13 protein-coding genes are annotated in these 14,630 nt (G+C 65.0%); 8 read left to right on the top strand and 5 right to left on the bottom strand.

Going from position 1 to position 14,630, the window contains the following annotated elements; all coding sequences use genetic code 11:
* The first annotated feature begins 564 nt into the window (after nt 1–564).
* Together K3U93_RS18360 and K3U93_RS18355 are read left to right on the top strand one after the other, a co-directional pair.
* On the top strand, nt 565–1,773 hold the full coding sequence (locus tag K3U93_RS18360) for a PPE family protein (RefSeq protein ID WP_071508645.1): 1,209 nt from the start codon (nt 565–567) through the stop codon (nt 1,771–1,773).
* 78 nt (nt 1,774–1,851) lie between these two features.
* A complete protein-coding gene (locus tag K3U93_RS18355) occupies nt 1,852–3,030 on the top strand; it encodes a PPE family protein (protein WP_071508640.1) in 1,179 nt (392 codons plus the stop codon).
* 24 nt (nt 3,031–3,054) lie between these two features.
* Here the strand turns inward: K3U93_RS18355 and K3U93_RS18350 are convergent, their stop codons facing one another.
* Nucleotides 3,055–4,470 (bottom strand): nitrate/nitrite transporter, encoded by a 1,416-nt coding sequence (locus tag K3U93_RS18350; protein ID WP_083010754.1) that lies wholly within the window; start codon nt 4,468–4,470, stop codon nt 3,055–3,057.
* Between the two features lie 938 nt (nt 4,471–5,408).
* Here K3U93_RS18350 and K3U93_RS18345 point away from each other — a divergent pair.
* From K3U93_RS18345 to K3U93_RS18320, 6 genes are all read left to right on the top strand, one after another.
* Complete coding sequence (locus K3U93_RS18345; RefSeq protein ID WP_254893607.1) at nt 5,409–5,732, top strand: PE family protein; 324 nt, start codon at nt 5,409–5,411, stop codon at nt 5,730–5,732.
* Nucleotides 5,733–5,930: 198 nt separating this feature from the next.
* Nucleotides 5,931–7,160: a PPE family protein gene (locus K3U93_RS18340; RefSeq protein ID WP_083010815.1), complete on the top strand. Its 1,230-nt coding sequence runs from the start codon at nt 5,931–5,933 to the stop codon at nt 7,158–7,160.
* A gap of 76 nt (nt 7,161–7,236) precedes the next feature.
* Entirely contained in the window at nt 7,237–8,439 is a 1,203-nt protein-coding gene (locus K3U93_RS18335; protein ID WP_083010752.1) for a PPE family protein, read from the top strand.
* Between the two features lie 680 nt (nt 8,440–9,119).
* The gene (locus tag K3U93_RS18330) at nt 9,120–10,046 is read left to right on the top strand and encodes a sulfotransferase domain-containing protein (protein ID WP_230981415.1); all 927 of its coding nucleotides are present in this window, start codon (nt 9,120–9,122) and stop codon (nt 10,044–10,046) included.
* A gap of 142 nt (nt 10,047–10,188) precedes the next feature.
* A complete protein-coding gene (locus K3U93_RS18325) occupies nt 10,189–11,172 on the top strand; it encodes a hypothetical protein (protein ID WP_071508920.1) in 984 nt (327 codons plus the stop codon).
* Nucleotides 11,172–12,482 (top strand): cation:proton antiporter, encoded by a 1,311-nt coding sequence (locus K3U93_RS18320; RefSeq protein WP_071508921.1) that lies wholly within the window; start codon nt 11,172–11,174, stop codon nt 12,480–12,482. Before K3U93_RS18325 ends, K3U93_RS18320 begins: the two co-directional genes overlap by 1 nt.
* Before the next feature lie 12 nt (nt 12,483–12,494).
* Here the strand turns inward: K3U93_RS18320 and K3U93_RS18315 are convergent, their stop codons facing one another.
* The 4 genes from K3U93_RS18315 to K3U93_RS25290 are packed head-to-tail and all read right to left on the bottom strand — an operon-like array spanning nt 12,495 to nt 14,612.
* Complete coding sequence (locus K3U93_RS18315; RefSeq protein WP_071508922.1) at nt 12,495–13,145, bottom strand: GAP family protein; 651 nt, start codon at nt 13,143–13,145, stop codon at nt 12,495–12,497.
* A gap of 32 nt (nt 13,146–13,177) precedes the next feature.
* On the bottom strand, nt 13,178–13,303 hold the full coding sequence (locus K3U93_RS25295; protein ID WP_254893609.1) for a hypothetical protein: 126 nt from the start codon (nt 13,301–13,303) through the stop codon (nt 13,178–13,180).
* A gap of 54 nt (nt 13,304–13,357) precedes the next feature.
* Entirely contained in the window at nt 13,358–14,506 is a 1,149-nt protein-coding gene (locus tag K3U93_RS18310) for a YeiH family protein (protein WP_071508923.1), read from the bottom strand.
* Nucleotides 14,481–14,612, bottom strand: a complete 132-nt coding sequence (locus K3U93_RS25290) for a hypothetical protein (protein ID WP_254893606.1) — start codon at nt 14,610–14,612, stop codon at nt 14,481–14,483. The genes K3U93_RS18310 and K3U93_RS25290 overlap by 26 nt, the downstream gene beginning before the upstream one ends.
* Nucleotides 14,613–14,630: the final 18 nt, after the last annotated feature.

The raw sequence follows: 14,630 nt of genomic DNA, 5'->3' as shown, positions 1-14,630 counted from the left end.
AAATCTCCTGTGTATCAGCGATATTGAGTTGTCGAATGATCACAATTCGGATTTACTGTCAAGTAAATGCTCTCGAGGAAGCTTTAAAAGGTGCGTTGCCAGGATGTGAACGCACGATGGCGGTGGGGCTCGCCATAACCGCGCGTCGCGCACGACGGCCAACGGTCCCTGCGGAACGGGTAGGTACGTGGCTGGCCAATTGTGCAGCCACATGTGACGCGGAGGAACATCAAGTGGCTGTTCAATTTTCATCAAAACTCGCGATCGACATCCCTGGGTCCCGGGGCCAGCCCGCCCTGCGGGCGACACTCGCCGGCGCAAGCCTTCTCCAGTCGCCTTATTCGATGTTGTGCGACGGGCCAAGCCCACAATGACGGTCTGCAGTGTGGGGCTGTTGGTGTACGCGCTTTAGCAGCAAGGCGCGTATTCGTTTGAAGCGCAATGGAAATTGTTCCCTAATCGGAGACCCAGGGATCGTCACCGGTTGGGCACTTGGTCGGACTCGCTCGGCGGACTCACCATATCGGTTCGCCGGGCGGAGTAGGCCGATGAAGGGGAATGCTGATGCTGGATTACGGAACACTGCCACCAGAAATCAACTCTGTCAGGATATATTCGGGCCCGGGCTCGGGGCCGATGATGGCGGCCGCGGCAGCCTGGGACGTACTCGCCAATGGGTTGGATTCGGTCTCACGAGGTTACTCCTCGGTGATCGCGCGGTTGCAAGGCGAAAGTTGGTCCGGGGCTGCGTCAGTCGCGATGGCTACTGCCGCCGCGCCGTATGTAGCATGGGTGACGACCGCGGGAGCCCAGGCCGAAGAGGCCGCCAGTCAGGCTCGGGCGGCGGCGGCGGCCTACGAGGCGGCGTTCGCCGCCACGGTGCCTCCCACGCTTGTCACGTCAAACCGTACCCAGTTGGCGAACTTGGTGGCCACCAACATCTTCGGGCAGAACACCATGATGATCGGGGAGACCGAGGCCGCCTACGAGGAGATGTGGGCTCAGGATGCCGCTACGATGTACACGTACGCCGCGTCGTCGTCGGCCGCGACCTCCCTGAGGCAGTTCGGCGAACCGCCACAGACGACCACCGCCGCCGGGCCGTCTGCCCAATCCGCCGCGGTGGCCCAAGCCGCCGCTACCCCAGCCGTCGGACAATCTCAGGTGACCCTGTCGCAGCTGATATCGGCTGTGCCACAACAGCTGCAGGCCCTTGCATCAGCGGGATCTTCGGGCTCTTCCACATCGGCGGCCACGTCGTTGGTGCCGTCGTCGTTGCTTACGGTCTTCGGTAACTTCAATACCCTTACCGCGCCAATAAATCTCGGCGACGGCATTAGCCGCACGTACACGTCGGCGGGAAGTTTCGGGACCGGGATTTTCCGATCCAACGTTCAGTCGGCCGGCGATGCCATCAAGGAGGCGGGCGGTGCGGCCACGGCGGCCAGCACCGCGGCGGGTTCGGCAGGGGCGCCCGGTCCGGTGCTTGCGAATGCGGGTAACGCGACGGCGGTGGGGAAATTGTCCGTCCCGCAGAGCTGGGCGGCGACAAATCCGGCGGCCGCCACCGTCGCCGAACCGAACTGGTTGCCCGAGTCCGAGCTCGACGGTGGCCCGTCGTGGCAGGAAGTCCCGGCGACGAACATGTGGAACGGCGTGCCACCGGCGGGCATGGGGAGCACGTCCGGGCTGTTGTCGCGGCCCTCGGTCAACAACGTGCTGCGCGTGGCGCCCCGCCAATTCAAGATGCCCCGCCCTTCCCTTGGCGGCTAGCTGGTAATCGCGCCCGTTTGCGCTGACAGGACCGTCGCGGCCGGTTGGTCGCGGGCGACGCTTGAGGAAGGAACGCCGATGCTTGATTTCGGGGCGCTGCCGCCCGAGATCAATTCGGCCAGAATGTATTCCGGCCCGGGCTCGGGACCGATGATGGCGGCCGCGTCGGCCTGGGACGCGCTGGCCGCGCAGCTGGAGCTGTACGCGGCCGGTTACTCCTCGACGCTCTCGGAGCTCCAAGGCCAGACGTGGTCGGGCGAGGCGTCGATCGCCATGGCCGCCGCGGGCGCGCCGTATGTGGCGTGGGCGACGACGACGGCGGCGCAGGCCGAGCAAGCCGCCGGCCAGGCTCGGGCGGCGGCGGCCGCCTTCGACGCGGCGTTCGCCACGACGGTGCCGCCGCCGGTGGTCGCGGCCAACCGCATTCAGTTGGCAATACTGGTCGCCACCAACTTCTTTGGGCAGAACACGCCCGCGATCGCGGCCACCGAGGCCGACTACGCCGAGATGTGGGCCCAGGACGCGGCCGCCATGTACGGCTATGCCGCGGCCTCGTCGGCAGCCACCGCGCTGACGCCGTTCCCCGAGCCACCGCGGACCACGAACGCCAGCGGCCAATCCGCCCAGGCATCCGCGGTCGCCCAAGCCGCGGGTACCTCCACGGGTCAGACTCACGTAACCCTGCCGGAGCTGACGTCCGTTCTGTCGCAACAGCTGCAAACCCTCGCAACGGGGGGGTCCGTGAACGGTTCCGCGGCAGACCCCGCCCCCGCCGATGCCTTCTCCTCGATCCTCACGGCCTTCAGCAATTTCGATACCCTTGTCGTCAGCCCCGCACAACCGTTCTGGTCGACGACCTACGCCGTATTCTCGACGGGACAATTCGGGACGGGGCTTCGCTTGTCTCAACTCCAGGCGGCCAAGGCTGCTGCCAAGGCGGCTACTTCCGAAGCCGACGCCCTGGGTTCGGGAGTCGTTCGTGGCGGCCCGGTGCTTGCGAGTGTGGGCAATGCGGCGCCGGTGGGGAAATTGTCCGTCCCGCAGAGCTGGGCGGCCGCGAATCCGGTCGCCAGCGCTGCCGACGGGCCAATACCTTTGTCGGGAACCGATTTCCGGGCGGTCCCGGCGGCGAATGCCGATCCGCCGACGAGCGCATTGGGCGGAGCGCCGGCTGCGGAGTCGCGGTCCATGGGCAGCGTTGTATTGCGCAACGGACGTCGCCGTTTCAAGATGCCCCGTCCCGCCTTCGGCGGATAGCCGCTGGCGCGCCAGGCAACGACGTCACGTCTTGACCGGCACCTGCGCCGTCGACGGTGGCGGCGCCGATGCCGGTATCGGTGTGTCCTGTGGACGCAGGTAGCGCACCCAGGTCAGGAACGCGGCGGCGATGTAGCACACCAAAAAGATCCAGAAAGCCGGTGTTTCGGTGCCGGTGCTCGAATAGGACTGCCGCAAGGCCAGGTTGATGCCCACGCTGCCGAGCGCACCGAATGCGCCGGCGAACCCGATCAACGATCCGGACCTGACACGGGCCCAGTGGCGGCGTTCCGCGTCGTCGACGTCCAGCGTGCGGCCGCGCGCCTCGAAGATCGACGGGATCAGCTTGTACACCGACGCCTTGCCCGCACCGGAAAAGATGAACAGCCAAATGAAACCGACGATGAAGCCGGCCATCGTGAAGGACGTCTCATGGCCGTGCGGCTCGCGGGTAAAGTCGTCATGAGTGCTGACGGCGACCACGAACGCCCCACCCAAAATCATGCCGGCCAACAAGGCCAGACTGACACGACCGCCGCCGAACCGGTCGCTCAGCTTACCGCCGGCTATCCGCGCCAGCGATCCCAGCAACGGCCCGATGAAGGCGATCTCCGCGGCATGCAGTGACGCCTTCCCATAGCTTTCCCCGCCGGCCACGAAGTTGTGTTGGAGCACCTGACCGAAGGCGAACGCGAAACCGAGGAACGAACCCGAACAGCACAGGTATAGAAACGAGATTCCCCACGAGTCAGGCACTGCCAGGATCGATCTCAGGTGACTCGCGTCGATGCGGTACTTGAAATTGTCCATGAACAGCGCTGCGCCAAGACTGCCAATGGCCAGCAGCACCAGGTAGATCGCGCATACCCAGTAGGGCGCTTCGTGGCCGACGGTGGCCAGCACGACAAGTCCGACCGCCTGGATGGCCGCCGACCCAAGGTTGGCGATGCCGCCGGTCAGGCCCAGCGCAAAACCCTTGAGCCGCTGCGGGTAGAAGGCCTCGGCGTTGGCCAGGGACGCCGAGTAGTTGGCGCCACCCAATCCGGTCAACGCGGCACACACCAGATACGGCCACAACGGCAAACCGGGATGGGCCAGTAACACGATCGCACCCACGGTGGGGATCAGCAGCAGTAGCGACGAGAACGTCGCCCAGCTGCGGCCGCCGAACCTGGCGTTGGCCATCGCATAGGGAATGCGCATGAGTGCCCCCACCAACGCTGCGGTGGCGCCGACCAGGAGCTTGTCGCCGGTCGAAAAGCCGTAGACCGACTGCGGCATGAACAGCACCATGACCGACCACAGGTACCAGATCGAGAAGGCGACATGCGAGGCCACGATCGACCAAATCAGGTTGCGACGGGCGATGGTGTCGTTGCCGGTGTCCCAGGCCACGGTGTCTTCCGGATCCCAATCGGCGATACGCTGCGTCCGCGCCATGTGTCGTTTACCTTTCAAAGACCATGTCGGGCCTACCCTCGAGTCGCTCTCGGCGCCGAGGCGGGCCAATCTGGGTTGGACCGGTCGACAATTGAGCGATTAGCTGACGAAAAAGACTCGACTTCTTGGCATTTCGCCGACGCGGTATCCAAGTGGGGCGATGCGCTCTGCACCCGCACGGGCCCCGTCCCGAAGGGGCCGTCGTAGTCGATGCGCCCGGCTCGGCGACGGTTGTGGAGCGTTGCCGACGGGGTGGCCGGCCGCGTGACTCGGGGAACGCGATCGTTACTAGCGACGAAAGTTGAACGGCCACTTGCTTTTCCTCTGCGTCACATATGGCCGCACAACTGGCCAGCCGAGTATTGATCTGTTCCGCAGGGACCGTTGGCCGTCGATGGTGTGACGAGCGGTTATGGCGAGCCCCACCGCCATAGTGGTTGACGCGATGTCAACGCACCTAAAACTTCCTTGAGCTGATTACTTGACAGGTAAACCGAAGTGTAAGCACTCGACAACGCCACATGGTTGATACACAGGAGATTTGCAGCAGACTTCGTCACTACGCCCAGCCAGTGGGTGTGGCTTCACGCCTCCGGTCGAAGTCGAGTAAGAACCAGCCACGCCGCCGCCCAGCAACTACGAAACCACCGCATTGGCTAGCTGAACGTGTGGGTACGGCCCGCTGGAAACCTCCTGTGAACCATCCGTGTTCAGTTGTCGAAGTACTGCACCTCAGTTTGACTGTAGACAGTTTCATAGCGAATCTGTTTTACACGTCAACAGACATGGTGGTGGGGCTCACCACAACTGCGGTCATCGACGGCCAACGGTCCCTGCGGAACAGATCAATACTCGGCTGGCCAGTTGTGCAGTCGAATCTGACGCAGAGGAAAGTCAAGTGGCCGTTCATTTTTCGTCCCTAGTAGCGATAGAGGTCTCTGGGCCCAGAGTCGGTCCGCCGTCGCGGCGGTCTTCACCGAGGAGAGGCCAGGCAATGCGCAACACCCGCGGCTGAGTCGGGTGTCGGCGCCACCGTGAGCACCGAGAAGCCCGCTATGACAAATCCGCCAACAGAGGTGGATCCGGCCGCGATCGATGTGGTGTCGATGCTGACGGCGGTGCAGTTCGGTACGTACGGCGCAATGTTTCAAGAGGTCAGCGCTCGGTTCGCGGCTGCCCATGAAATGTTCGTGAAAAGCCTTGAAATTAACGCCGAATCACAGGAGACCACCGGTCCCGGCGGCGACGCCGCAACCACTTGAAAAGAGGCGCAATGTATTTCGCATCAACGACGTATCGGCCGTGTGAGGCCTTTATAGGCCTGGTGCGTATTCATCTGGAGCGCAATAGAAGTCGTCGCTAATCGGAGATCCGGCAGTCCTTGCCGGATGGCCGTTTGACCCGGCCCGACTCATCTCGTGGCGCTCGTCATGGGGTCGGCTGAAGAAAGGGAAATGCTGATGTTGGATTACGGGGCGCTACCGCCCGAGGTCAACTCGACCAGGATGTATTCGGGTCCAGGCTCGGGACCCATGATGGCGGCCGCCGCGGCCTGGGATGCGCTGGCCAGCGGGTTGGAGTCGGTCTCGCGCGGCTACACGTCGGTGATCTCACAGCTGCAAGGCGAGGGCTGGTCCGGCAGCGCGTCGGTCGCCATGGCCGACGCGGCAGCACCGTATGTGGTGTGGCTGACGAGCAGCGGGGCAAACGCCGAGCAGGCGGCCAGTCGGGCCCGCGCCGCGGCGGCCGCCTATGAGACGGCGTTCGCCGCGGTAGTGCCGCCCGCGCTGGTCGCGGCCAACCGCACCCAGTTGGCGAGCCTGGTCGCCACCAACACCTTCGGACAGAACACGACGCAGATCGCTGCCACCGAGGCCGCCTACGCTGAGATGTGGGCCCAGGACGCCCAGGTGATGTACGGCTACGCAGCGTCGTCGTCGACGGCGACGACGCTGACACAGTTCACCGAGCCGCCGCAAACCACAAGCGCCGCCGCACAATCCACCCAGGCCGCCGCGGTGTCCCAGGCCGCGGGTAGCTCGGCCGCCGGCCAAGCCCAGTCAATGCTGTCTCAGCTGATTTCGGCTTTGCCGCAACAGCTGCAAGCCCTTGCGACGACTGCGTCGTCGAGCACCGCCGCTTCCACCCCGTGGGGGTGGCTTACGGAATTCGAGTCGTTGATTCCGGCGCCGGTAATGACGGCGTTCAGTAACTTCAACACCCTTAGCGGCCCGACGAATTACGCTGCGGCCCTTGCCCGTACCTATACGGCGGCGGGGAGCTACGGCTACGCGGCGAAGCGCGATGTCGAAGCGCATGCCGCCAAACCGGTATCGCAGGTCGTCGGCACCGAGGAGAAGATACCGGCGGCGGGCTTGGCGGACGGTCGCCGGCCGGTGGTTGTCAATGTGGGCCGGGCGCCGGCGATCGGCGGGTTGACCGTTCCCCAGGCGTGGGCGTCGGCAACACCGGTGGCCAGTGCCGTCGAAGACCACCGATGGTTGTCGGAAGTAGAGCTCGCAGCTGCGGCGTCGCCGGAGCAGAGCTCGACGGCCAACATGTTCGGCGGGGTGCCGGCAGCGGCCGTGGGAGCGGCGGGGGCGGGCCTGTTGTCGCACCCCACGGTCAACAACGTACTGCGTGTGGCGCCTCGCAAATTCAAGATGCCCCGGCCTCACGTCGGCGGATAGCCGGTAGTCGCACACCCCAACGTGGACAGGACCCGGCGACTGCTTGTCGCCGGCGACGGTTAAGAAGGGAACACCGATGCTCGATTTCGGGGCGCTGCCGCCCGAGATCAACTCGGGCCGAATGTATTTCGGTCCTGGCTCGAGACCGATGATGGCGGCCGCGTCGGCCTGGGACGCGCTGGCCGCGCAACTGGAGTTGTATGCGGCCGGTTACTCCTCGACGCTCTCGGAGCTCCAAGGCCAGTGGTCGGGTGGTGCGGCAATCGCGATGGCCAGCGCGGCCGCGCCGTATGTGGCGTGGGCGACGACGACGGCGGCGCAGGCCGAGCAAGCCGCGGGCCAGGCTCGGGCGGCGGCGGCCGCCTTCGAGACGGCGTTCGCCGCGACGGTGCCGCCGCCGGTGGTCGCGGCCAACCGGCTCCTGCTGGCGACGCTGGTTGCCACCAACTTCGTTGGGCAGAACACGCCCGCGATCGCGGCCACCGAGGCCGACTACGCCGAGATGTGGGTCCAGGACGCCGCCGCCATGTACGGTTACGCCGCGTCCTCGTCGGTCGCGACCGCGCTGACGCCGTTTGGTGAGCCACCGCAAACGACAAACACCGGTGGCCAATCCGCCGCGGCGGCCCAGGCCGTGACCGGCTCAACGACAGGACAGGCTCAGACAACCCTGTCCGAGCTGATGGCGGCTTTGCCGCAACAGGTCCAGGCCCTTGCCGCGACGGCGGATCCGAGCGCCGCCTCACCGTGGGAGTGGTTGGCGCAGTTGAACTCGTTGGTGCCCGCGCCGGTACTGACCGCCTTCACCGACATGAATACTTTTATCTTCGGGCCGACGCAGCCATTCTGGCAGTGGGTCTTCACCGGGGGCAACATCGGAAGCTACTCCCTTGCGGCGAAATCGGATGTCGAATCGCATCTACCCAAGTCGCCCACTCCCCCCAAGCTTCCCGAGCGGCTCGTCGGCACAGGGCCGGGCTCGGCAGGCATGCGCGGTCCGGTGCTCGTCAGTGTGGGCCAGGCGACATCGATCGGCCGCTTGTCGGTCCCACCGAGCTGGGCGTCGGCGACTCCGGCGGACAACCCTGCCGCTGAACCGCTGGCTTCGGAGGGGGCGGGCTTCCGGGCTCTCCCGCCGTGGGCGGCAAACGCACCGGGCGGGACGCCGACGGCGGGCATGGCGCCGATGGCAAACGGCGAAGGGCGTCGCACCGGCAATGCGGTATTCCGCATGCGGGATCGCCGCTTCAAAATGCCCCGTCCCGCCATCGGCGGGTAGCGCATCACGTTCAACCAACCCGTCATCCGTCGAAAGACCTTGCTTCCCTTGATGTTCGGTGCCTTGGTGACCCAGTTGACCCAGGGTGCCCGCATCGATGCCCGGATCCCGGGCCACGTCGGGCATTACTGGTAGCCGTCCTCGACGCGGGTTGCGCCGGGAGGCCCGAAGCCCGGCCATAACCATAACGCCGGGGCGCCCGGGCCGGTTGGGGCGCTGAAGCGGGTGCGGGGAACAGGAAACACTCAAGCAGCACACAGCCTGTCGTCAGCTTGGTCCACCATCATCGCCATTAAGAATCATGGTGAGTAAAACAAAGGTGGAGAGGCGATCGGTGACATCGCAAGGACGGCGCGCGATGGTACACGGATCGACATTGACCAAGAAACCGCAGCTCATAGCCGTTTATGACGTCCGCGGGCCGGAATTAGCATATGTATGGCAACAGCGTCAACTCGGTGCCGTGCAATCCACGGTGGCGCTGTCGATCCCGTGGACCGAGCAAGCGCGATCGGCTTCTCCGGCGGGGACAACCGGCTCGCGGACGTCACGGATAAGGATCACGCCCCCGGGCGTCATTCGTGGCCGGGTCCCGCAATTCTCTTTGGGTTTCTTTGCACGCACTTTCGTTCATCGAATGGGTATTCGGACGCGCGACATTTAGAGAAAGGCAGTTTACTGTGAATAAGCAATTAATGGCTCCCACCAGGGTACTCAGGGATTATCTTTCTGATTCTTTGGTGTGGGAGGGGTTTTTGGCGTCGGGTGGTTTTGTTGAGGGGGATATTGTTGTTGCGGATCCGTTTAAGGCGGGGACGACGTGGACGCAGCGGATCGTTCAGCAGATTTTGCATAATGGGCAGGAAAGTGAGGGGGGTTTATCGGATACCTCGCCGTGGTTGGATTCCAGTTGGGGTGATCATGCCTCGATGCTGGCGGTGCTCGAGCAGCAGCGTGTGGCGGGGGTGCGTCGGGTGATTAAGTCGCATCTGCCCGCTGATGCGCTGCCGATCGCTCCGCAGGCCCGGTATGTGTTTGTCGGGCGCAACGGCAAGGACCTGGGCATCAGTTTGCACAACTATCTGTACAACTTCTCTCCGGAGACGATGGAGCAGATTAATCGGATTCATGCCCAGTGGTCGGGGGACCCGACCCCGTTGGTGATTCCGGAGGATATGCAGGAGTTTTTTGATCGTTGGCTCGATACCCACGGGTATGGGTGTTGTGATCTGCTCGACATCATGGCGTCGTGGTGGGCGCTGCGTGAGGAGCCTAACGTGTTGTTGTTGCATTATCAGCAGCTCAAAAACGATCTGCGGGCTCAGATCGTACGGTTGGCGGAGTTTTTCTCCATCGACGCGGCGTCGCTGCGCATGGATGTCATCGCCGAGCATTGCTCGTTTGAGTACATGAGCGCGCGGGCGGAAAAGATGGCGCCCTTTGGCGGGGCGCACATGTCGAGTGCCAAAGCGTTTTTTCACAAAGGACTCAAACGCGACCACCGCAACGAACTGACCCCCCAACAAGTCCACCGCTTCGACACCACCGCCCTGGACCAACTCGGCAACGACTGCGCCCACTGGCTCGAAACAGGCGAAAGCCTCTGAACTGAGGCGCCGAGGCTGCCGAGCCTGTAGTGACGGCGACGACGGGCGAAAAAGCCAGCCGTGAACGCAGACTCGACACCGCGACCGCAGCCTCGGTGCCAGAGCGAAGGCCCGCGGCATGACGCTAAGGACGCCAGGGTCTATGGCTGAGCGAAGTCTGGCACTCCGCGAGCGCCTCCTCATGGAGGCCGTAGCCGTGCTTTATGTCGTGGTGGCAGCGCAGTGTCACGGCTGGGACTACCTGTTCTTCCCCGGGCTCGCGGCGCTTTCGCACGACGTGTTGACCCGACCGTGGGGAAAGTGGGCGAGTCAGCCGGGGCGGCTTATCGTGACGCCGGCCCTCGCGGCGGTCGTCGGCACGTCGATCACCCGGGAGCTTCGCTTCGGGGTGCCGGCCATTCTGGTCGTGGTCTGCGTATGCGTGCTGCTATTGGCCCTGCTCAAGTCGAATATCGCCCCGGCGATCGCGGCCGGCGCGCTGCCGCTCTTCCTGGGCATCAAAAGCTGGCTCTACCCCGCTTCCATAGCGCTGAGCCTGGCGGTGTTGGTGCTGATCCTCGTGCCCTGGCAACGGCATTGCCGGCGAAAGTACGCGGCGACCGGAGTGGCTTTGGCCGCGAACATCGACGACATTCTCGAGACGCTCCCGACCGGGAACTTATGGGTCCTGCCGTATTTCGCGTTTTTGACGGCGATGGCGTTCGGCGCCACGGCGTCCGGACTGCGATTGGTCCTGTTCCCGCCGCTGATCGTCATCGCCTACGAGATGTTCGCCCACCCCACGACATGTCCCTGGGCGGGGAAGCCGTTGGCCCTGCCCGCCGCGTGTTTTCTGACGTCGGTCGCGGGATGGGTCGCCGTGAGCCTCTTCGGAAGCGGCGGTACCGCGGCCGCCTGTGCAATGGTCGCCGGCATCGTCGTGCTGCGCCTCCTGAAACTTCACCTGCCGCCCGCATTGGCGATCGGGCTGCTTCCGCTTGTCATCGGTTTGCCCAGCATCCAATACCCCCTCTCCGTCGCCATCGGGGCAGGAGCGCTGACGCTCGCCTACCAGCTGTACCAACGATGGGTCCTCGGCCATGGCGGCGCCGGCCGGAACGTCCCCAATAAATTGAGGAGTGTCTAGTGTCGAACGCTCAATTGACTGCGGTCATATTCGTGCTTTTTGTGCTGGTCGGCCTGGCCCAATTGCTGGGATATCTATTCGTGAAGCTCGGTCAGCCGAAGGTCGTGGGGGAGATCCTGGCCGGCATCGCGCTCGGCCCGGCGCTGCTGGGCCGGCTGCCGTTCGTCGAGCACCTCATGGGCACCGCCAGACACAACAGCCAGATCCTCAGTTTCGTCTACTGGCTCGGGCTCCTGCTGCTGATGTTCGTTTCCGGCGCCGAGGTGCAGCAGCTGTTCGGCCGGGGGGAGCGCCGGACCGTGAGTTGGCTCGTCGTCGTCGGGACCGGCATACCGTTCTTGCTCGGGCTGACCTTCGGGCCCCATCTCATTCGTCCCAGCCTGGCCGGACCGCACGGTAACCGCGTGTCGCTGATCATCATTCTGGCGGTGGGCGTCGCCGTCACTTCGGTGCCGGTGGTGTCGAAAATCTTTGCCGACCTGAAGATCCTGGACACGCGCTTCGCGCGCCTCATCCTCGGCGTCGCCGTGCTTGAGGACATCGTGCTGTGGCTCGCGCTGGCGATCGCGACCTCCATCGCGGCGAAGTCGCATCTGAATCCGTGGCTGATGTCGTTGCACCTGCTGGTGACGGTGGCTTATTTCGTTCTCGGACTTACGCTTGTCCCCCGCGCCGTCAAGCGCATCAACAAGGCTCGCTGGAACGCTTTGGCGCGGCATTCGCCCACCGGCTACGCGATCGCGGTGTTGCTCGCCTACTGCGCGGTCGCCGGAGCGCTCGACGTCAACCTGGTGTTCGCCGCGTTCCTCGCCGGCTTTGCCCTCGTCGACAACGAACGCGGACTCTTCGAGGACTCCATCGGGGCGATCAGCAAGGTGTCCTTCGCCTTCTTCATTCCGGTCTACTTCGCGATCGTCGGTCTGAAGCTGGACCTCATCCGGGGCGTGTCGTTGCCGATGATGGCCATCTTCATCGTCGGCACCTGCGTGGTCAAAATGTTGTCGGTCGCGCTCGCCGGGCGGCTCGCCGGTTTCCGGGGCCTCGATCTGATCAACCTCGGGATCACCACCAACGCCCGCGGCGGCCCGGGCATCGTGCTGGCCAGCGTCGCGTTCGACGCCGGCATCATCAGCTCGAAGTTCTACACCACGCTGGTGGTCGCGGCCGTGCTCACCTCGCAGTTCGCCGGCGCCTGGCTCGACTACGTGCTGCGTAAAGGCTGGCCGCTGTTGAGATCCGACGCGCCGCAGGACGCCGCGCGCGTGCCGCGCGACAACGGCGACCGCGCCGTCAGCCGGGGGACGGGATGATCGCGCGAATCGTCACAGAGCGGCCGAGCCCACCGTGAGCAGGACGCAGCCGACCCCGGCCAGCAGGGCGGCCACCTCGATGCGGCGACGCGACCGGATCCAGTCGTGCACGGCCGTCATCCACGTGCGCGTCGTCCGGGGCGCCAGCAGGTAGGCAAGGAGCGGGATCTCCACCAGCGCGAAGGCCACGACGTTGAACACCAGTAGCGCGCCGACCTGTGTCATGGCCGCGGCGCCGGACGCCAGAATGACGGCCAGCGCGGCCAGATAATCCACCGACGGCAGCGCGATTCCCAGCCCGGCCACTCCCGCGACCCACAACGAATGCCCGTTCAGCAGCCGTCGGGTCCACGTCGTGAGCTTCCCCGGCCCGCCACCGCGGGGGGCGGCGGGTTTCACGACGAGCACGGCCGCGACCAACAGCGCCAGCACGCCGATGAAGATTTGGACCCTGGGCAACGTGAAGTACGTCGACCCCAGCAGTCGGCGTCGCAGGACGAACAGGACGACCAGGCCGACGGTCGTTCCCATCGCGAAACCGCCGCACAGGAACGCGAGCAGTTGCAGCATGGGCCTGGGCCTGTTCAGCATCAGCACCGTCATGCCGATCCGGAACGGTTCGAGGCTCACGGCGACGGCCATCACCAGGATGGTGATCAACATGGCAAACGTGGGGTGCGGGCGCGCCGGCCCGCTCAGGCGTCCAGCGGGGCGAATCCCCGCCGCCAGCCCCGCCCGTGATCGGTGTCGCCGAACGCTAAATCGTCGGGCGGCAGGCCGGCGCGTTCGCGCAGCAGGGAGACGATGGACGAGTTTTGCATGGGCGCCAGGTTACCGCCTTGGCGTTGGTCCGCAGGACGGCCTTGGCGGTGCCGTTAGGTGCTTAGGCCCCAATGGAACACGCGCGAGGTGAGCAGGACGAGACCCAGGGAGACCGATGCGACGACGGTGAGCCCGATGATCGCGACGACGAGCGGGCGCCACCCGGTGCGCGCGATTTGGCGGATGTCGGTGGTGAGCCCGACGCCGGCGAAGGTCAACAGGAACGCCCACTTCGACACGTTGGCCAGGTTGGCGGTTTGTCCCTTGCTCAGCCAGCCGGCGGTCGCGATCGCCGACACCGCCAGGAAGCCGAGCACGAATTTCGGGAATTTCTCCCAGATGAAGGCGGCCTTGGCCGTTGCGCCGGGCGCGATCTCGTCGGCTTGCCCGCGCGCCGCCCAAAACAGCGCGAAACCCAGGACGACGAACCCGATGAGCGCGTTGCGGGTCGACTTGACCAGCACGGCGATCTTGCCGGCGGGGTCGGAAAACAGGTAGCCGGTGGCGGTGGTTTCCGCCGTGTTGTCCACCGACAGGCCGGCCCACAGGCCGAATTCGTAGTCGGTGAGGCCGATGGCATGCCCCAACGGCGGCAACACGAACAGCCCCACCGCGCCCAAGGCCAGGATCGCCGCGATCGCGTAGCTGACGTCGGCGTTGCGGGCCCGGATCGCACCCTTGGCGGCCACGATGGCGGACACCCCGCAGACCGAGGTCCCTATCGCCAGCAGCGAGCCCAGCTTGCCCGATAGCCCGAATACCCGTGCGACGACCAGGATGATGGTGCCCGCGACCGCCATGTCCACCAGAATCTGGACCAGGCTGACGCCGCCGAGTTTAGCTATGTCGCCGAGCACGAATCGCGAACCCAGCGCCACGATTCCGACCTTGAGCCAAAATTGGTAGGTCAGCACGCCCGCCCGGAATATCGGATGCAGGCCGACGGTGTTGGTGATGAGCAGCCCAATCACGATGGCCCACAAGACATATTCGATGTCGGGAACGGTCCAGTGGTGGTGTTTGGCCAGGGTGTTCCACCAGATCTGGGCGTACTTGCCCAGCACGCCCACCGCGATCAGCAGCAGAATGCCCGGCGCGTAGTCGAGTGCGCGGCTGCTGGTGAAGGCCGCTTCAGCGGACTTTTCGTCGGGTTCGACGCTGGCGGTGCTCACGCCATCACCACGGGATCTTGGGGAGCGCATTGGCGACCGCCAATGCGACGATCACACCGGCCAGCAGCGTCGCCAACCAGTCGTCACCGACCCGTTCAAGCCAACCCCGCCACTGCGGTGTGCCCGTATCAATCACGACGCAATGGTTGCGTGG

The sequence above is a fragment of the Mycobacterium malmoense genome (genome assembly GCF_019645855.1).
In the GTDB taxonomy this organism is placed as follows: domain Bacteria; phylum Actinomycetota; class Actinomycetes; order Mycobacteriales; family Mycobacteriaceae; genus Mycobacterium; species Mycobacterium malmoense.
This window is presented reverse-complemented; position numbering and strand designations above follow the sequence as displayed.

What these genes read in the sequence shown, in the direction of transcription:
- K3U93_RS18360 (WP_071508645.1), top strand. Translation starts at nt 565, where the DNA reads ATGCTGGATTACGGAACACTGCCACCAGAAATCAACTCTGTCAGGATA.
- K3U93_RS18355 (WP_071508640.1), top strand. Translation starts at nt 1,852, where the DNA reads ATGCTTGATTTCGGGGCGCTGCCGCCCGAGATCAATTCGGCCAGAATG.
- K3U93_RS18350 (WP_083010754.1), bottom strand. Translation starts at nt 4,470, where the DNA reads ATGGCGCGGACGCAGCGTATCGCCGATTGGGATCCGGAAGACACCGTG.
- K3U93_RS18340 (WP_083010815.1), top strand. Translation starts at nt 5,931, where the DNA reads ATGTTGGATTACGGGGCGCTACCGCCCGAGGTCAACTCGACCAGGATG.
- K3U93_RS18335 (WP_083010752.1), top strand. Translation starts at nt 7,237, where the DNA reads ATGCTCGATTTCGGGGCGCTGCCGCCCGAGATCAACTCGGGCCGAATG.
- K3U93_RS18325 (WP_071508920.1), top strand. Translation starts at nt 10,189, where the DNA reads ATGGCTGAGCGAAGTCTGGCACTCCGCGAGCGCCTCCTCATGGAGGCC.
- K3U93_RS18315 (WP_071508922.1), bottom strand. Translation starts at nt 13,145, where the DNA reads ATGTTGATCACCATCCTGGTGATGGCCGTCGCCGTGAGCCTCGAACCG.
- K3U93_RS25295 (WP_254893609.1), bottom strand. Translation starts at nt 13,303, where the DNA reads ATGCAAAACTCGTCCATCGTCTCCCTGCTGCGCGAACGCGCCGGCCTG.
- K3U93_RS18310 (WP_071508923.1), bottom strand. Translation starts at nt 14,506, where the DNA reads ATGCGCTCCCCAAGATCCCGTGGTGATGGCGTGAGCACCGCCAGCGTC.